The sequence below is a fragment of the Armatimonas rosea genome (genome assembly GCF_014202505.1).
GTDB lineage: Bacteria > Armatimonadota > Armatimonadia > Armatimonadales > Armatimonadaceae > Armatimonas > Armatimonas rosea.
This window is the reverse complement of sequence record NZ_JACHGW010000001.1, coordinates 1,073,692-1,090,530: the sequence shown is the minus strand read 5'-3', so window position 1 is coordinate 1,090,530 and position 16,839 is coordinate 1,073,692. Positions and strand designations below refer to the sequence as shown.

At 63.6% G+C, this 16,839-nt stretch carries 16 protein-coding genes; 12 read left to right on the top strand and 4 right to left on the bottom strand.

The window, feature by feature from the left end:
- Positions 1-16: 16 nt before the first annotated feature.
- The 4 genes from HNQ39_RS04985 to HNQ39_RS04970 form a co-directional block, all read right to left on the bottom strand.
- On the bottom strand, positions 17-919 hold the full coding sequence (locus HNQ39_RS04985) for a polysaccharide deacetylase family protein (protein WP_184192846.1): 903 nt from the start codon (positions 917-919) through the stop codon (positions 17-19).
- Between the two features lie 68 nt (positions 920-987).
- Positions 988-2,823 carry a hypothetical protein gene (locus tag HNQ39_RS04980; protein ID WP_184192845.1) on the bottom strand — a complete coding sequence of 612 codons (1,836 nt, stop codon included), beginning with the start codon at positions 2,821-2,823 and terminating at the stop codon, positions 988-990.
- A 24-nt stretch (positions 2,824-2,847) separates the two neighbouring features.
- Positions 2,848-3,438, bottom strand: a complete 591-nt coding sequence (locus tag HNQ39_RS04975) for a LolA family protein (protein WP_184192844.1) — start codon at positions 3,436-3,438, stop codon at positions 2,848-2,850.
- Positions 3,439-3,447: 9 nt separating this feature from the next.
- Complete coding sequence (locus HNQ39_RS04970; RefSeq protein ID WP_184192843.1) at positions 3,448-4,191, bottom strand: endonuclease III; 744 nt, start codon at positions 4,189-4,191, stop codon at positions 3,448-3,450.
- A gap of 90 nt (positions 4,192-4,281) precedes the next feature.
- Between HNQ39_RS04970 and HNQ39_RS04965 the strand changes: the two genes are divergently transcribed.
- The 12 genes from HNQ39_RS04965 to HNQ39_RS04910 all read left to right on the top strand — a co-directional run bounded on the left by HNQ39_RS04965 (position 4,282) and on the right by HNQ39_RS04910 (position 16,831).
- The gene (locus tag HNQ39_RS04965; RefSeq protein WP_184192842.1) at positions 4,282-5,163 is read left to right on the top strand and encodes a universal stress protein; all 882 of its coding nucleotides are present in this window, start codon (positions 4,282-4,284) and stop codon (positions 5,161-5,163) included.
- Between the two features lie 48 nt (positions 5,164-5,211).
- Positions 5,212-7,122 carry a tRNA uridine-5-carboxymethylaminomethyl(34) synthesis enzyme MnmG gene (gene mnmG / locus HNQ39_RS04960; protein WP_184192841.1) on the top strand — a complete coding sequence of 637 codons (1,911 nt, stop codon included), beginning with the start codon at positions 5,212-5,214 and terminating at the stop codon, positions 7,120-7,122.
- A gap of 5 nt (positions 7,123-7,127) precedes the next feature.
- Positions 7,128-7,544 carry a hypothetical protein gene (locus tag HNQ39_RS04955; RefSeq protein ID WP_184192840.1) on the top strand — a complete coding sequence of 139 codons (417 nt, stop codon included), beginning with the start codon at positions 7,128-7,130 and terminating at the stop codon, positions 7,542-7,544.
- A gap of 45 nt (positions 7,545-7,589) precedes the next feature.
- On the top strand, positions 7,590-8,153 hold the full coding sequence (locus HNQ39_RS04950) for a GNAT family N-acetyltransferase (protein ID WP_184192839.1): 564 nt from the start codon (positions 7,590-7,592) through the stop codon (positions 8,151-8,153).
- Between the two features lie 55 nt (positions 8,154-8,208).
- The gene (locus HNQ39_RS04945; protein ID WP_184192838.1) at positions 8,209-8,598 is read left to right on the top strand and encodes a nuclear transport factor 2 family protein; all 390 of its coding nucleotides are present in this window, start codon (positions 8,209-8,211) and stop codon (positions 8,596-8,598) included.
- A gap of 8 nt (positions 8,599-8,606) precedes the next feature.
- Positions 8,607-9,413 (top strand): GNAT family N-acetyltransferase, encoded by an 807-nt coding sequence (locus tag HNQ39_RS04940; RefSeq protein ID WP_184192837.1) that lies wholly within the window; start codon positions 8,607-8,609, stop codon positions 9,411-9,413.
- 57 nt (positions 9,414-9,470) lie between these two features.
- Positions 9,471-9,986: a hypothetical protein gene (locus HNQ39_RS04935; RefSeq protein ID WP_184192836.1), complete on the top strand. Its 516-nt coding sequence runs from the start codon at positions 9,471-9,473 to the stop codon at positions 9,984-9,986.
- On the top strand, positions 9,964-10,365 hold the full coding sequence (locus HNQ39_RS04930) for a nuclear transport factor 2 family protein (protein WP_184192835.1): 402 nt from the start codon (positions 9,964-9,966) through the stop codon (positions 10,363-10,365). Before HNQ39_RS04935 ends, HNQ39_RS04930 begins: the two co-directional genes overlap by 23 nt.
- Before the next feature lie 20 nt (positions 10,366-10,385).
- Positions 10,386-10,808, top strand: coding sequence for a hypothetical protein (locus HNQ39_RS04925; RefSeq protein ID WP_184192834.1), 423 nt, complete (start codon positions 10,386-10,388; stop codon positions 10,806-10,808).
- A gap of 193 nt (positions 10,809-11,001) precedes the next feature.
- Positions 11,002-14,649 carry an adenylate/guanylate cyclase domain-containing protein gene (locus HNQ39_RS04920; protein WP_184192833.1) on the top strand — a complete coding sequence of 1,216 codons (3,648 nt, stop codon included), beginning with the start codon at positions 11,002-11,004 and terminating at the stop codon, positions 14,647-14,649.
- Positions 14,646-15,950: a ferritin-like domain-containing protein gene (locus tag HNQ39_RS04915; protein WP_184192832.1), complete on the top strand. Its 1,305-nt coding sequence runs from the start codon at positions 14,646-14,648 to the stop codon at positions 15,948-15,950. The genes HNQ39_RS04920 and HNQ39_RS04915 overlap by 4 nt, the downstream gene beginning before the upstream one ends.
- Complete coding sequence (locus tag HNQ39_RS04910; protein ID WP_184192831.1) at positions 15,947-16,831, top strand: hypothetical protein; 885 nt, start codon at positions 15,947-15,949, stop codon at positions 16,829-16,831. Before HNQ39_RS04915 ends, HNQ39_RS04910 begins: the two co-directional genes overlap by 4 nt.
- Positions 16,832-16,839 lie beyond the last annotated feature (8 nt).

Below are 16,839 nucleotides of genomic sequence, written 5' to 3'. Positions count from 1 at the left end.
AAACGCCCCTAAAATTTTACGCGGCCACGGGCTTGAAGGCGAGCTTGCTGAGCTCACGGTAGCCGATCAGCTTGATCCCCAGTGAGTCGATCAGCTCCCGGGTGCGAGGGTCGGTCATGAGCTGGTACTCGTTCCAGCGCGCCTCCCAGTTGCCCGTGATGTGCCGAATCTCCGCATCATCGAGGCTCAGGTGAACAATGAACTCCGTCACCCCGGGCTTGAGGGCACGTAGGGCATCGTAGTAGTGCTTGCGTCGCGCCTCTAACGTGCTCCCCTCGGCACCTTCTTTGAGGTAGTCCAGGAAGACAAAGTTTTGTTTTTTGAGCTGCTGGTAAGAGCCCAGCGGGTCGCGCTGGCCAAACTCGTTCTTTGCCTGAGCGATCCGCTCGGGAGTGGGGTAGAGAACCATGGGCATGAGGCCCGTCTCCCGGCCCACCTTGGTGTAGGTGGGATAGAACACCCCGGCAAAGAGGGTCCCCATGTGCGAGTCGATATGGGTGGGCTTGAGCCCAAACTCACGGGCGCGTGCGATCTGTGCCCGAATCTCTTTCTCCACCTCAGCGGCGCTGGCATGGCGCGCGGTATCGCCTTCGTCGCGGTGGATAAAGCCCTCTTTGTCGAGGAGCCCTGGGGTCTCTTTGGCGGCGGTCAGGGGCTTCCAGCGGTAGTACTTCCACTCGCTGGTGAGGGTCAAGTGGAGCCCAAAGTCTTTCTCAGGGTGCTCACGGCAGTAGGCGGCAATCTCGGGGAACCAGGGGCAGGGCACCATGATGCTGGCGCAGGTCACGACCCCACGCTCCATGGCATCGGTGGTGGCGGCATTGACCGAGTGGCACATCCCCACATCATCAGCATGGATCAGCAGCAGCCTATCCGTGGCCTTGTAGCCAAGGCGCTCGGCGAGGGTTGGTTCAAGCATATTGTTTTCCTCAATGAAAAGACCCCCCTGAGAGCTCAGGGGGGTCGGGGTTGGTTGCTTTCCGTGACTTACTTCGTGGTTGTCGCGGAGGCAGTCTTCACCACGGGGGGTGCGACCACCAGCTCAACGACCGTGGTGGAGCGGAACTTCGCGGGGACCTTGGGGGCCTCCATCTGCTGTCCGCCCTGCATGCCACCGAAGCCGCTGGCATCGCCACCGCCGCCGGGCATCATCCCACCGGGCATCATGCCGCCGCCCTTACCGCCGCCACCGGGGAAGCCGCTGCCCATCATCATGCCGCCCATGCCTTCGCCATCCAGGCCACCGCCGCCCATCATCCCGCCGCCCATGCCGCCGCCGACACCGGCCTGCGGAACCATGGCGCTGAGGATATCGGAGGGGGTATCGCCCTCGACCTCGGTGACCGTCTCGGTCTTGATGATCTTACCGGCCTTGTAGCTGAACCAGATGATCCGGTCCATCTTGATCTTAGCGCCCTGGATCTTGCCTGCGCCACCAAAGATCTGGACATTCGCCTTGGCGTTGTAGGTCTGGTGGATCTTGGCACACTGGTAGCCGCTCTCCCACTCTAGGCCCTCAAGCACGTTGGTACAAGGAACCTGAGTCGGGGTATCGAGGGTGGCCCACTCCAGGAGAATGGGAGCCATCGTGGTCCACTTCTGGCCGATCCGGCGCTTGCCCCCCAGCTCGATCATCGGTAGGGCAACATAGGCACCGGGCCGTGCTCCATTGGCGATTCCATGGTCCAGCACCTTCCCAGACGAGGCCACGGTGCGGTAGCGGGACTTGAAGTCGTAGATATCTTGCAGACGAGCCGCGCCTCCTGCGGGGGAGACAATCGTGCCATCTTGTACCTTATCGCGGATAAAGAAGTCACTGGCGTTGATGCGATCCTCGGTGGTGCGGATATAGTTGGCCTTGACTGTCTGCACCGGGATTCGGTAGGCACCGACAGGCATGTTGTCGAAGGGGTTGCTTCCACCGCCGCCGCCCATCATGCCGCCGGGCATTCCACCACCCATCATCCCGCCCGGCATCATCCCACCGGGCATTCCACTGCCACCGCCGGGCATCATTCCACCGGGCATTCCGCTACCGGACATCCCACCACCGGGCATCCCGAGGCTACCGGAGCCGCCACCGCGCCGCCCCTGCATGCCGCCGCTGCCCATCATGCCGCCGGGCATCCCGCTGCCGGACATCCCGCCGCCCTTGCCACTGCCGGGGAAGCCGCCCTCACCGCCATCGAGACCGCCGCCGCCGCCACTAAAGCCACCCTGCCCACGTCCCTGGGAGTAGTAGCCACTGCGGCGCTGGGTAACAATCGTGTTCTCGGGAGTCTTGACATCGTTGACATACTCCAGATCGGTGCGCTGCTTGTACTGGCTCTGCTCTCCCACGGCGAAGCGGTAGGCCAGCGCGATCCCATCGGCGGGCATGCGCAGGTCGCCCCGGTTATTCACGGTCAGGGTGAGGGTCTGTTTGCCCAGCTTCTTATTGCTCGCATCGTAGGCGATCAGCTCCAGCGTGTGCGGACCATCATCGACCCCATCGAAGACCTGCTGCGAGGACTCGTCCTTGACCTTGGCCTTGGTGTTCCAGAGCAGCGTGACCATCATGCCCGCCTTGTCCATCTGGATCAGGTCGGTCTCGACCTTCTGGCCCGGCGCGGGAACCATCACGCCCGCGCGGAACTTGCCATCGACTCCCAGAGAGAGGTACTTAACCCCCTCTAGGCTCATCCGCGGGATGCGAATCTTGACGGTCTCCCGTACGGTCGCCCCGTTCTGGGGCCCCGCAACCTGGAAGGGCACTTGCTGTGCCCAGGAGATCGCTGCCACACCGAGGGTGGCCAGAAGTGTGCCTAATGCCTTGCTCTGCATACTATCCTCACTCTTAGCTTTCTTTTACCGGGACCCGGGAAGCCCAGATGCTCCCCCCTGCCCTTCGATAATCTGTGTGCCCGCCGGAAGCGCAAAGAGCGCCGCCGGGATATTCCCATTGAGTTTGATATTGGAGGCCTGCATGGTCTGCATTCCCCCCGCGTTCTTGATCTCTAGCTTCACCGGAACCGTAAAGCCGGGTGTTGTCCCCAGATACACCACCGAGCCCGTGCGTGGATTGGTGTAGATATCACAAGCGATCCCCGCGACGGTCGCCTTGCCGGTCTTCTGTGCTCCTGCCAGAACCTCACTCGCCTGTGAGAAGACCGTCTTGAGGCCGTCCTCGATCTTCAGGTTCATCTTCTGAGCCGCCTTGTTGACAGGCAGGTAGAAGAATGTCCCCTTCTCATTGACCATATAGCAGACCTCACCGAGAGCCTTGTCTTTATAGTCCAGACGCGCCTTCGGGCCGCTGACCGCTACCTGAAAGACTTGTGTGTCCTTCGGGCCGCTCTTGGGTGCCATGACGGTCGTGATGGTAAACTGCGCCGTCTTCGCTAGGTTGGCCCGCGAGAGGGTCGGCTTCTTTACATCCTTTGGCTGTGGTTTCTGCATCGCTTACGCCTAGTTCGACCCCTCTCCTTGTTTTTCCTTCAATCCATGGAGCGTTCCCGGTAAATTTTGTGCGAGGGACCTTCTGGACATTTTACCCCCTTCGCGCCGGTACGCACAACGCGCCCCCAAGACACACTCCTCGCAACGGGGCTGCTGGGCGACACACACCCGCCGCCCATGCCGAATGAGATGGACATGGTACGCATAAACCTCGGTATCTTTGAGCTGACTCTGGAGCGCACCATGCGCCCTCGCCTCCCCTAGTTTTTCGTCGATCAGCCCCAGCCGGTGCGAGACCCGAAAGACATGCGTGTCCACCGGGAGCACGGGCCGCCCCAGCGAGAACATCAGCACGCACGCTGCGGTCTTGGGCCCCACCCCATGAAAGCTCGTCAGAAACGCCTTGGCTTCATCGGTGGGCGTGGTCTTGAGAAACTCCAGGTCGGTCTTGCCCGTGCGCTCGTAGATCTCCTGGAGGACCGCCTTGATCCGCGGCGCTTTAGAGTCGGCGAGCCCCCCGCAGCGGATGGCATCGGCAATGGCTTTTTCCTCGGCGAGACGCACAGTGTCCCAGCCGCCGGGAAACGCCCGCCGCAGGCTATCAAAGGCCCGCCCACTATTGATGTCCGAGGTCGCCTGGGAGAGAATAGTCTGCACCAGCGCGTCCAGCGGCTCCCCGTGTGAGCGCCACACCAGCTCCCCGTACTCATCGTCGAGCTCCGAACACACCCATCCCGCTGTCGCTTTTTTCACTTCCTGATTCTACCCGAGAACAAATCCGTCAGGGCGTGGAGGCAAGGAAGTCCAGACCCGGCTACAATAGTGTCGGAAACGGAGGCCGGGATGCATGTTTTAGTGGGTGTGGACGAGAGTGAGAGCGTGGAGGAGATCAGCGGCTGGGTGGAGAGCCTGCGCTTTGCCAACCTCACCCAGGAGTGGATGCATGTTGTCCCCTCGCAGGCGAGCACGGTCTGGAGCCTGGACCCGATTGTCGGCGCGAACCGAACCGACCAGCTCGAAGAAAGGCTCGCGGGGCGCATGCAGCGCAGCCTCACGGAGCGCGCAGAGCCCCGCGGCGAGACAGTGAAGGTGCGGGTGCGGATTGGCAATCAGGCCCGCGAGCTGCTCAACCGCGCCGATGAGACCCGCGCGGAGCTGATCGCAGTACGGGGCTCCAATAAAGGAGGGATCGCCGCGTTCTTCTTGGGTAGCGTCGCCCGCGCCCTGGTCGAGGGAGCCGAGCAGAGCGTCTTGCTCACCCGTGGCCCCATCCCACAAGAGCCGCTCAAAGTCCTGATCGCAACGGATCACTCCGAGTACATGGAGAAGGCACTGGCACGGCTGAGCCGCTGGGCCCCCCACGGGCTTGGTCAGCTCACTCTCCTACATGTCCTGCCCCCCGCCTACCGTGCCGCCACAGACCACCTCGCCCAAGAGATTGCCCATGAGGTTTATGGACGCCCCATCCAGGAGGTGGAGGAGGTCACGGCCAAGGCGGCGACCGTGCTCGGCAAGAGCCTGGGGCTCACCGAGGGTGCCATCGACAGCCGGATCGCCCGCGGCTCTATCTCCGAGGCCATCGACACCGCGCTCGCAGAGACCGGGGCCGATCTCCTGATTCTTGGTGCCAAGGGCCAGACCCTGCTGGAGCGCCTCACCCTCGGAAGTGTCTCCTTTCGCGCTGTCACCACCTGCCACAAGAGCGTCCTCGTGCTCCGGGGCTAGCCGGGCGATCTCAAGCAAACGGCCACTCTGCGGCGATAGAATAGCATCATGTTTGATGTTCTGGTGATCGGGGGCGGGCACGCGGGGTGTGAGGCGGCGCTGGCGGCGGCGCGGCTTGGCTGTAAGACGCTTCTGGTGACGGGGCGGCTGGATCGGATCGGGTGGCTGCCCTGCAACTGCTCGATTGGTGGCCCGGCCAAGGGCCATGTGGTGCGGGAAGTGGACGCGCTCGGCGGGGCGATGGGGCTGATCTCCGATGCGACTCTCACCCACATTAGGATGCTCAACACGGGAAAGGGCCCCGCGGTTCGGGCGATCCGGGCACAGGTCGATGTGGAGAAGTACCCCGCGGCGATGCAGGCCTATCTCCAAAACCAGCCCAATCTCACGCTCCGCGAGGCGATGGTCGAGGCGCTGATCGCCCCCCCCGCCCCCACCCGCGAAGCGGGACTCAAATCCGCCTTCGGCGGTGGGGGAGCCCGGCAGGTGCTGGGCGTGACGCTTTCGGACGGGACACAGCTCGCGGCCAAGACGGTTGTCGTGACCACGGGGACCTTTCTGCGCGGGCTCTGCCACCGCGGCGAGGACAAGTGGGAGGCGGGGCGCAACGATGAGGCGGCAGCCTACGGGCTCTCGGCATCGCTCTCGTCGCTGGGCTTTCCGCTCCTGCGGCTCAAGACCGGGACGACGCCCCGGATGGATAAGAACACGATCGACTTTTCCCGCACCGAGGCACAGCCCACCGAGCCGGACTGCCCATCGCTGAGCTTTCGCACGCCCAAGCGAAGCCACGACGGCCTCCTGGCGGCGTATCTCACCTGGACCAACGAGGCAACCCACAAGGTCATCCGCGAGAACCTCCACCGCTCGGCGATGTACGGCGGGCAGATCGAGGGGGTCGGGCCCCGCTACTGCCCGTCGATTGAGGACAAAGTCGTGCGCTTTGCCGACAAGGACCGCCACCAAGTCTTCCTCGAAATAGAGGGCTGGGACACGCCGCAGGTCTATGTGCAGGGCATGAGCACGAGCCTCCCCGCCGAGGTGCAGGCGGAGTTTGTCAAGACCCTCCCCGGCCTCGAAGACGCCGTGATGCTGAAGCCGGGCTACGCCGTGGAGTACGATGCCGTCCCGCCCACGGAGCTGACATCGGCGCTCATGACCAAGCGGGTCGAGGGGCTGTTCTTTGCCGGGCAGCTCAATGGGACGTCGGGCTACGAAGAGGCGGCGGGCCAGGGGCTGATCGCGGGGGCCAACGCGGCGCTCTATGTGCAGGGCCGCAAGCCGTGGAGCCTGACCCGCAGCGATGCCTACATGGGGGTCATGGTGGACGATCTGGTGACCAAGGGTGTCAACGACCCCTACCGCCTGCTCACCAGCCGCGCCGAGTTCCGCCTGACCCTACGCAACGACAACGCCGACCTGCGCCTCACCCCCATGGGCCGTGCCCTCGGGCTGGTGGGCGACGAGCAGTGGGAGCTTTTCCAGGAGCGCAAGGCACGTATCGAGCATGTCGAGAAGACCCTCACCGAGAACACGGTCGGGGGACTGGACAGCCCACGCCTGGAAGCGCTCGGCTTTGCGCCCATCACCGCGCGCCTCTCCTATCTCGACCTGCTCCGCCGCCCGGAAGTGAGCCTGGAGTCGGTCGCAAGCCTCGCCGGCCTCGACCCGACGCACTACGCCGATGGCCTAGAGCAGTGCTTCATCACCGCCCGCTACGATGCCTACATCCGCCGCGAGGAGCTACAGATCGATGTCGCCCGCCGCGCCGACCACCTCGCCCTCCCCACCGATCTGGACTACGCGCTCGTGCCATCCATCGCCAACGAAGCCCTGGAAAAATGGAGCCGCCTCCGCCCCGCCACGCTCGGACAAGCGGCAAGAATTCCCGGCATCAACCCCGCCGACATCTCTGCACTTCATATCTACTTAGTGAGCCGAAAGGCCGGCTCTTCCTAAATCCCATGCGCCCCAACGAAACCAAGTTTATGGAGCACCTCGCCTTTCGCACAGAGTTCCCTCTGGAAGAGCTTTGTGAGATTGCTCGCACTGCCCTGGAGCTCCCACCGTTCCGCTACGACAACGAAAACGAGACTGAGTGGGGAATCGCGGTGAAGGAGGGGGTTGAGTACAATCTCTCCCGCCCCTACGAAGAAGGGACCTTGCAGCACTGGGATGCGACCGTGCCGCCGGGCTGCAACTTTGGGATGACTCTCCTCATTCCTTACACAAGCGCACTCCCCCCAGAGACGGTCGCGCCTTTGGTTGCCTTTGTAGGACAGACGCTCTCCCGTTCCTTGAACACAACCGTCTGGCATCACCGTCGCTGGCTCGGAGCCGGCAGGAATGTGCCTCAGAAGACCGTTTTTCCCCCTTCGTAAAGGCCTGCGCTCCCTGCTCTATGGCAGATGTTGAGATCAGGTAGAATGGCTCGTCAGACCGAGCCCACCATGCCCCATCACGAATTTGTCGTTGCCAATGTCGCCTCTCACCGGGCGGAGCTCACGGAGCTCAATATCGAGTACCTCTCGTGGGTCTTTACAGAGATCGAGAGCCTGTTTGGGGTGCCTGTGGATGAGGTCACGGGGATGCCGGTTCGCGAGTATGTGCCCACAATAATCGACAAGGTCTGTGGCGATCCGCCGCCGCGTGGCATCTTCTATCTGGTCAAGGCCGACGGTCAGCTGGCGGGAATGGGGGGGCTTCGCTTTCTTCGTCCCGAGCTGGCGGAGGTCAAGCGCCTCTACATCCGCCCTGAGTTTCGTGGCAGGAAGCTGGGGGAGCTCACCCTCAACCGCCTGCTCGACGATGCCCGGGCGTTTGGCTACAAGCGCATCTGCCTCGACACAGGTGTCTTTATGACGTCTGCACAGCGCCTCTACGAAGCCAGTGGGTTTTCGGACTGCGCCGCCTACGAAGGTGTCGAGGTGCCCGTAGCGTTCCACAGCCGCTGGCGTTTTATGGAGCGCCCCCTCACCGAGCTAGGGTAGAATGCACCAGAGCGATGTCTGCTACGGCGGACACGTGTTTGCAGAGGAGCAACCCATGACACAACATTCCGAGACGATCGAGCGGCTTTACGCAGCCTTCGCGAGCGGCGATATCCCGACCGTACTGGCGGCCCTTGGGCCCGATACCCGCTGGACGGAAGCAGAGGGTTTTCCCTACGGCGGCACCTACATTGGCCCGGAGGCAGTCCTCCAGAATGTCTTCCTAAAGCTCGGCACTGAGTGGGATGGCTTTGCCGCCGTGTCGCACGAGCTGATCGCTGAGGGGGAGACAGTTGTGGCGCTGGGGGAGTACAGCGGGACGTACAAGGCAACCGGAAAGAGCTTCCGCGCCCCGTTTGTGCATGTCTGGAAGTTCAAGGACAGTGGCATTGCCTCCTTCACGCAGCACACAGACACGGCTGTTGTGCAAAGCGCCCTCAAGTAGCAAACAGCATGACAACACATCCCCCCGTCCCGTCGATCGCCTCAAGTGAGGCGTCTATTGGCCGCGAAGCCGTATTGCATTTTGACCTGATCTGGCGGGACCTGATGCAATCCCAGGGCTCGGTTGAGAATGAGCAGTATTTTCGGGTGATCACCGGCGAGGCGCACCCTCTGGGAAACCTCGTCATCTTGCGTGAGCCCGGTGATACTAGCGCCGTCCACGAGGCCGTCGCGCCCTTGCGAGAGCTCTCGCAACCGTCCGCGGTTCTTTTCGTCGCGGGCGTCAGTGAGGCGGTCTCGGAGGCACTGACAGCCCTGGGCTTTGCCAAGGTCTCGCCGATGCCCGCGATGGCCATCGACACCGCCTCGGTGGCCTCTACCCTGCTCCCCGACGGCTACGAGTTTCTCCGGGTGTCCTCGGTCGAAGAGGGAGTTGCCTGGACGGAGGTGGTCGCGGAGGGCTTTGGGCTCCCACGCGGGCTTGCTCGGCTTCTGTCGCCGGAAGTTCAGGGCGTACGCACAGAGCCCGATGCCGCTGTCCAGTTCTTTGGCATCCAAAACAAAGGAAAGCTGGTTGCAGCCTCCCTGCTCTATCTCGCGAACGGGCTGGCGGGCATCTACTGCGTGGCCACGCTGCCCGACGAGCGGGGCAAGGGCCTCGGGGCGCATGTCACGGCGGAGGCCCTGCGGGTCGCGAGTCGGCTCGGGTACGGTGTCGGAGTGCTCCAAGCATCGGCTGCGGGACACTCGGTCTACCAGCGCCTTGGCTTCCGCGATGTGGACTCCGTTCCCATGTTTATCCGCATGCCCAGCTAAGCGAGCAGCCTGCACAGCTTGGGGTAGAATGCACCATCCTTTTCGAGGAACACGCACATGCACACCAGACCAGTAGCGCTCACCGCTTGCGCCCTCGCGCTTTTCGCCACCGTAGGTTCGAGCACCAGCCTCGCACAGCCACGCAAGGCAACCGATAGCCTGGCGGGCGCGTGGCAGGGAAAAGTCCAGTTCACGACCGGGGCCTTTGCGACAGTCAAGGACCTGGAGTTTATGTACGCCTTCCACGCCGGCGGCACCATGAATGAGTCGTCGAACTACGATGGCGCGCCGCCCGCTCCCCCGGCCTACGGTGTCTGGCGAAAAGTCGCCCCCCGCACGTACGAAGCGAAGTACCGCTTCTTTCAGCCCAAGGCAGTCGCCTCGGCCGACGAGCTGGTAAAAGGCGGCGGCTGGGCCCCCGATGGCTACGGCATCCTGACGCAAAAGATCACGCTCTCGGCAGATGGCAACGCCTTCGACTCCAAGCTCACGCTTAAACTCTTCAACAAAGACGGCAAGGCCATCGACGGCGGCGGCGAGGCAACGGCCCATGGAAAACGAATTCACCTCTGAGCATCCCTCCCCTCAGGCCGTGATACGGGCGTTCTACAACGAAGCGCTCGTGGTCCGCAGCCCCCAGACGGCGTTCTTGCGCTTTATGGCACCTGACTTTATCGAGCACAAGCCCGATGTTGCCGAGGGCACACGCGCCAAGGCGGCTGAGTTTCTCGAAAGCATCATGGCAGAGCTACCGGATGCGACTTGGGAGATTGTCCGGACCATTGCCGAAGACAACCTTGTTGCTCTGCACGCCCGGTTCACTCCCGCACCTGGCGCCCCTATCTATGCGATTGTCGATATCTTTCGTGTCGAGCAGGGGCTTATTGTGGAGCACTGGGATGTGGTGGCGGGTCCTCCACGCGAGCAACGCAATCCAAATTCTCGCTTCTGATACCCTAGTACAATTCCCGAATGAAAAATAGCGAGTGCACCATTGAGCAGTACCGCGGCGAGAAGCTTGTACGCACCTTCACCCCGACGGGCGACCCTGCTTTCCCATGGCGTATGACGGTCAATGGCAAGAGCTACCGGAGAACCCATGGCTGGGTTCTGTCGAAGATCCTGCCGACCTTGGTCGACAGCTCTCCCATTACCACCAAGGTCATTTCCAATAATTCGAGGCAGCTCTCGCTTATCGGGGAGAAGCTCGACCAGCTCGCCGCTATTGGGGCGAGCCTTGAGCCTCTTGTGCGCTGGGCAAGGGAGCTCCAGGAGGGCTACGAGGGCTTCGATACTCTAGAGCGTGCACGCCGCTACGAAGCGGTTCAGGAGGAGCTTCACAAGGCGACCAAAGCACTTGTGGAGGCCTGCCTGCATCTTCAAGAAGAGCTCTAGACAGAACCATCTGGGTGAGTTACCCCGTGTGGACCTCGGGATAGTCGCTCTGTATCTCGTAACACCGCTCGATAAATTCTAGTAAAAATAACATCTCTAGCGAAGATAGTTATGTTACAATCCCACCACTCCCCCATTATCATCCGTAGAGTGGGACCCAGTAAGAGACACACTGAAAATTTAGAGAAGTATCGTGTCAGCCCTATCTACTTTTGTCAGCTATATCCCCCGCCTCCTGCTCCAGCGTCTTCTTCAAGATGCGGACCATACGGCTCATGCCTACTGCGATAACCAGTCGGGGGTGGTTCTCTTTGCGGATATCTCCGGGTTCACCGCGATCTCGGAGCGCCTTGCAGAGCAGGGAAGCGCCGGGGTAGAGGAGCTCAGCAGCCTGCTCAATGGCTACTTCAGCCACCTCACCCAGCTCGTGGTCGAGCATGGCGGCGATGTGGTGAAGTTCGCCGGCGATGGCCTCCTCGCCTACTGGCCCGACCAGCCGACCTCGCTCTCCCAGGCCGTGCACTGTGGCAGTCGGATCCAGGAGCACCTGCGCGACAATGCTGCACGCAACGCATCCCTGCGCCTCTCCCTGCGCATTGGCATCGGTGTGGGCGAGGTCTTTGCCGCGAGTGTTGGGGGCGAGCCAGACCACTGGGAGTTTGTCCTGGGCGGCGAGGCGGTCCAGCAGTCCTACAGCGCCCAGCGCCAGGCCGAGCCGGGCCAGGTCGTGCTGAGCCCAGAGGCCCTGAGCCAGTACCAGCCCCCGCTTGGCGTGCCCACCCCGCTCCCGGTCGAGGCACCTGCCTCCTTGGAGCGCCTTCCCGCCGCCGCCCGAGGCTATGTCCCGCGCCCGGTTCTGGCCCGCCTAGAGAGTGGCCAAGGAGAGTGGCTCGCGGAGCTACGGCGGGTGAGTGCGCTCTTTATCCATCTTCCCACCCTCGATCTCCATGCCGATTTTGCCCGTGCTCAAGCGGTCATCCAGGGTATCCAGCGGGTGCTCAGCGAGCTGGAGGGCGTGGTCACCCGGGTTGGGGTGGATGGGCAGGGAATCACGGTCCTGGCGGCCTTTGGCCTCCCCCCGCTCGCCCACGAAGACGATGCCACGCGCGCGGTGCGGGCAGCGCTGGGAGTCGCGGCACTGGCTGAGAGTGCAGGGCTTGTTGTCTCCGTCGGGGTTGCGACCGGCCCGGTGTTCTGCGGGGCCATTGGTAGCAGCCAGCGCTGTGAGTACACCATGCTCGGGGACACGATCAATGTCGCGGCGCGCATCATGGCGGCGGGGCAGGGAGTCCGGTGTGAGAGCACCACCATGGCGGCCTGTGCCCACACGCTCCGCTTCAACCCACTCGGCTCTCTCTCCATCCGTGGCCGCAGTGAGCCCGTCGTTCTGGGAGAGCCGCAGGCCTTTGAGGCCAGTGCCGCTCCGAGTCGCACGGTCTCGCTGGTCGGGCGTCATGCGGAGCAGCGGCGCTTCACCGAGCGGCTGGAGGCGGGACGGGGAGGGCTGATCCTTGTCGAGGGGGAGGCGGGCATTGGCAAGTCCTGCCTCGTGGCCCACTTTCTGGAGCAAGCGCAGGCCAAGGGAGTTCCGACCCTGCTGGGAGCCGGCGACTCCATCGGTCGCGCGACCCTCTACGGTGCCTGGCGCAGTGTCTTTACCCAGATCTTTGGCGCGGCGGCCACGGATGCCGCGGCGGTTCTTACACACCTCAGCCCAAGCCAGCAGCCGCTCGCGCCGCTCCTGGGGGTGGTCCTGCCCGTGGAGCTTCCCGACAATGCCACGACCGCCATGCTCGTGGGCCGTGACCGCTCCGAGGCAACTCTAGAGCTGCTGGTCAGCCTCCTGCGGCGCCATGCGGTCGAGCAGCACCTTCTCCTGGTCATGGAGGATGCCCACTGGTTCGACTCGGCGTCTTGGGCGCTCCTGCTCCGGGTCGTGGAGCAGCTGGAGGGCCTGCTGATCGTGGTAGACACACGCCCGCTCCTGCCCCCCTACCTCCCGGAGTACGAGGCGCTCCGTGCCCACCCCAGCACCGACTTCCTACAGCTTCAGGCCCTGAGTGGCGAGGATATCGCCCAGGTGGTGGCCGAGTGCCTGGGTGTCCACGAGCTCCCCGAGGTGGTGGTGCGGCTCATCCAGCAAAAGGCGGAGGGGCATCCCTTCTTTAGTGAGGAGCTCGCCTACGCCCTACGCGATGCGGGCATGATCCAGATCTCCCAGGGTGTCTGTCGGCTCGCCCCCGATGCCCCGAACCTCTTGGAGCTCGCCTTCCCCGACACGGTTCAAGGAGTCATCACCAGCCGTATCGACCGGCTCTCGCCCCAGCAGCAGTTTGCCATCAAGGTCGCCAGTGTGGTCGGGCGGCTCTTTACCCTACGGACGCTCAGCGCGATCTACCCTCTCTCCCAGGATGTCCCCGCGCTCCCGCACAACCTGGAGGAGCTCTCTCGGCTGGACCTGACCCCGCGGGAGCTCACGCTCCCCGAGCAGGCCTATCTCTTCAAGCATGTCCTCACCCAAGAGGTCGCCTACAGCCTGATGCTCGCCACCCAGCGCCAGCCGCTCCACCATGCGATCGCCTTGTGGTACGAGCAGACCTACGCCAGCGACCTCACCCCCCACTACTCCGTGCTGGCCTACCACTGGAACCGGGTGGTAGAGACGGGCATCCCGACTCCCGAGGCGCTGCCCAAGGCGATCCTCTATGCCCAAAAGAGCGGGGACCAGGCGCTCCGTAGCAACGCTCTACTAGAAGCCATCGGGCACTTTTCATCGGCCCTCTCTCTCCTGGCACGCCTCCCCGAGTCCGCGGAGCGCGATTCCCAGGAGCTCAGCCTCCAGGTCTCCTTGGCGATCCCTCTCACCCTCACCCGTGGCTGGGCGGCACCGGAGGTGGGGGCGGCCTACCAGCGTGCCCAGGTGCTGATCCAGCGGGTCGGAGAGGCACCTCAGCTCTTCCCCACCCTCGTGGGGGTGCTGACCTACTACCTAGTCCGTGGGCAGTACGACGATGCCCTCGCGATGGCGCAGCACAACCTTGAGGTCGCGCTTCGCCTGGGCGACCCTGAGCTCTTGCTGGAGGCGGAGCACGATCTAGGCGCGGTCCACTTCTACCGAGGTGAGATCGCCCAGGTGCGCCCCCACATGGACCAGGTCCACGCGCTCTTCGACTCCGAGCGGCACTACCACCATATCTTTCTCTACGGCAAGAACCCCGGCTGTGTCGCGCATGTGCATCTCGGGCTCACCAGCTGCCTTGAGGGCGACCTGGACCAGGCACTGCAAGAGATGCAGGCCGCCACCGCCCTGACCGAGAGCTGGCCCCACCCCTTTAGCCGCCTCTGGAGTTTCTGCGGTGAGGCGCTGGTGCGCTATGCCCGGGGAGAGACCCAGGAGCTTGCCCAGCTCGCGGGGAGTATCTGTGAGCTGGCCAACCAGAACGGCTTTCCTAACTGGCTCGCCCAGGGGTTGGTCTACCTGGGGAGCGCTCAGGTGCGCCTCGGAAGCCACGCGGAGGGTCTTGCCGCGATGCAGCAAGGGATTGGGCTCTGGGCGATGACCGGCTCGGAGCTGCTTCGGCCCTTCTTGCTGAGCCTACTGGCCGAGGGGCAGCAGCTCGCGGGGCAGCCCGATGCCGCCCGCGCCACCCTGCAAGAGGCGATTGCACAGGTCGAGCGTACCGGTGAGCGCTGGTGGGAGCCCGAGCTCTACCGCCGCCTCGGCACGCTCGCGCCTCCCGATGAGGCACAGGGCCACTACCAAAAGGCCCACGCTCTGGCCACAGCACGGGGGGTTCCCCTGCTGGTACAGCGCACGAGTGAGGTACTAAAAAGCGTATGAGTGTGACACCACAAGACCTTGCCAACCGACAGCGCCTGGTCGCGCTCCTGGATGAGGCCGCCGAGATCGAGCACATGGTGCTCTGCCAGTATCTCTATGCCGCCTTCTCGCTCAAGCGGCACCCGGAGGAGGGGGGGGTGACCTGGGCGCAGCTGGAGAAGATGCGCCAGTGGGGCAGCCACCTGATGCTGATCGCACGCCAGGAGATGGAGCACCTGGGCTTGGTGGCCAACTTACTCCTGGCACTGGGCGAGGCCCCCCACTTCCAGCGCCCCAACTTTCCGGTCTCTCCCCGGTACTACAAGCTGGCGATCCCCTCCAAGCTCGAGGGTTTTGGTGAGTCGGCTCTCTTGCGCTTTATCGATCTGGAGCGCCCCGCAGAGCTCAGCGGCGAGAACGAGAAGCTCCTGAGCAAGCTCTTTCCTGCCGTGTTGCTGACTAGCTTCACGATCGGGGCCCTCTACGACGAGATCAAGACGCTCTTTGAGCAGACCGCTCCCGAGGCGCTCTTTCTGGGCTCGCCGCGCACACAGATCACCACCAGTGAGGTGATCCCCGTGCCGATCCGGGGGATCACGCTCCCCCCCAACACCCCGCTCTACAATGTCCTCATGCGCCCGGTCACCGACCGCGACTCGGCGCTGGCGACCGTCCACCAGATTGTCACGGAGGGAGAGGGCGCGCACCACGACCAGCAGCCCTGCCACTTCACGTACTTTCTCCAGATCTTCGAGGAGCTCGTGCAAGAGAAAGAGAAAGACCCTCAGTTCGCTCCCGCACGCAATGTCGTGACCAACCCCCAGACCTCGGGGCAGGATGTGATGCCCCCCCAGCCCAACACCACTCTCATCACCAATCTGGCCACCAACGCGGTCTCGCTTCTCTTCGACGGTGCCTACGAGACCATGATGCTGATGCTCATTCGCTTCTTTGCCCACACCAGCGAGAGCACGGAGGAGCTTGCGGCACTGCAAAAGGCGGTCTTTTTCCCCATGATGACCGTGGTGATTCGCCCCCTCGGGGAGGTGCTGACACTCCTGCCTGCCACGGAAGACCTCTCGCCGGGGGCTCCCACGGCCGGCCCGACCTTTGCCACGACCCGCGCCATGCACCTGCTCCCCGACCGGGCAGCGGCCTGGGGCGTGCTCGCCCTCCAGCTGGAGGCCCTCACCCAGAGCGCGAAGATGCTCCTGTACAACTACACGTACCCCAAGCCGGTCCGGGACCGCCTGACCCTGGTCTACGAGAACCTGGCGCGCATTAGCTTTGACTTTAACAATAGTAGAAAACAAAACCCATGAGTGCTCTCTTACTGATTCAGTTCTCGGGCTGGTGCCTCCTGCGCCTCCCCACCGACCCGGACCCCTCCGATGAGCCCCGTGGGATCAGTGGGTACACGTTTGCCTTTGCCGGGGAGCCCGATCTCGATGCGATCCTCCACTTCCAGCAGCCCGAGAACTTCACGCACCGGTCGCACTGCCCTTCGATTGGGGTCAATGTCCGCAGTGCCCAGCGCTTCACATCGATTGATCAGCAGGAATCGCTTCCCGCGCTGGTGGGCGCGCCGGTCTCCCTGCTGGATCGGCCCCAGCTCCAGAACCGCAACTGGAACCTGACCCTGCCCGGCTACGAGCCGATCGTCCCCTTTCACTTTCAGATCGCGGGCCAGGAGCTCACGGTGCGCCGCGATGCTCCCCTCGACCCCAACCAGCCCGACAGGCCCCTCTGGGAGATGGACTCGGCGCTGATCCAGGCACAGGGTGCCCATGGGATGGAGTTCGAGCCGGAGACAATCGGGAGGGCGACCGGAATCTGGAACTCGCTGGCCGTCGTGCAGCAGCGCCAGGCCCTGCTCCAGAAAGACCTAGAGGCGCTCCAGGCGCATAATGGCGACCCCGTGGCAATCGCGGCGCTGGAGGGGCGCCTCTACGAGCTCAACTACGCCCTCGCCAACCCCACCGACCGCCGGGTACTCGCCCGCAACTTTGTCGAGCGCTTTGGGTTCTTTATCGGCGGCCCCACCACGATCCACGGCAACCAGCAGGACTGCCTGGGAGGGGTTATCAGCTCCGCCACCACCCCAACCCCACCCTGGCGCCTTGATTTCTGGATGGGTGCCTGGGACCCGGATGCCCTGAGCTGCTATGTCGAGGGCTCGCTCCAGATTCCGTATCTCTCTTGACGCTAAGA

Coding starts and splice junctions, on each gene's coding strand:
- HNQ39_RS04985 (WP_184192846.1), bottom strand. CDS start 919: ATGCTTGAACCAACCCTCGCCGAGCGCCTTGGCTACAAGGCCACGGAT.
- HNQ39_RS04980 (WP_184192845.1), bottom strand. CDS start 2,823: ATGCAGAGCAAGGCATTAGGCACACTTCTGGCCACCCTCGGTGTGGCA.
- HNQ39_RS04975 (WP_184192844.1), bottom strand. CDS start 3,438: ATGCAGAAACCACAGCCAAAGGATGTAAAGAAGCCGACCCTCTCGCGG.
- HNQ39_RS04965 (WP_184192842.1), top strand. CDS start 4,282: ATGCATGTTTTAGTGGGTGTGGACGAGAGTGAGAGCGTGGAGGAGATC.
- mnmG (WP_184192841.1), top strand. CDS start 5,212: ATGTTTGATGTTCTGGTGATCGGGGGCGGGCACGCGGGGTGTGAGGCG.
- HNQ39_RS04955 (WP_184192840.1), top strand. CDS start 7,128: ATGCGCCCCAACGAAACCAAGTTTATGGAGCACCTCGCCTTTCGCACA.
- HNQ39_RS04950 (WP_184192839.1), top strand. CDS start 7,590: ATGGCTCGTCAGACCGAGCCCACCATGCCCCATCACGAATTTGTCGTT.
- HNQ39_RS04945 (WP_184192838.1), top strand. CDS start 8,209: ATGACACAACATTCCGAGACGATCGAGCGGCTTTACGCAGCCTTCGCG.
- HNQ39_RS04940 (WP_184192837.1), top strand. CDS start 8,607: ATGACAACACATCCCCCCGTCCCGTCGATCGCCTCAAGTGAGGCGTCT.
- HNQ39_RS04935 (WP_184192836.1), top strand. CDS start 9,471: ATGCACACCAGACCAGTAGCGCTCACCGCTTGCGCCCTCGCGCTTTTC.
- HNQ39_RS04930 (WP_184192835.1), top strand. CDS start 9,964: ATGGAAAACGAATTCACCTCTGAGCATCCCTCCCCTCAGGCCGTGATA.
- HNQ39_RS04925 (WP_184192834.1), top strand. CDS start 10,386: ATGAAAAATAGCGAGTGCACCATTGAGCAGTACCGCGGCGAGAAGCTT.
- HNQ39_RS04915 (WP_184192832.1), top strand. CDS start 14,646: ATGAGTGTGACACCACAAGACCTTGCCAACCGACAGCGCCTGGTCGCG.
- HNQ39_RS04910 (WP_184192831.1), top strand. CDS start 15,947: ATGAGTGCTCTCTTACTGATTCAGTTCTCGGGCTGGTGCCTCCTGCGC.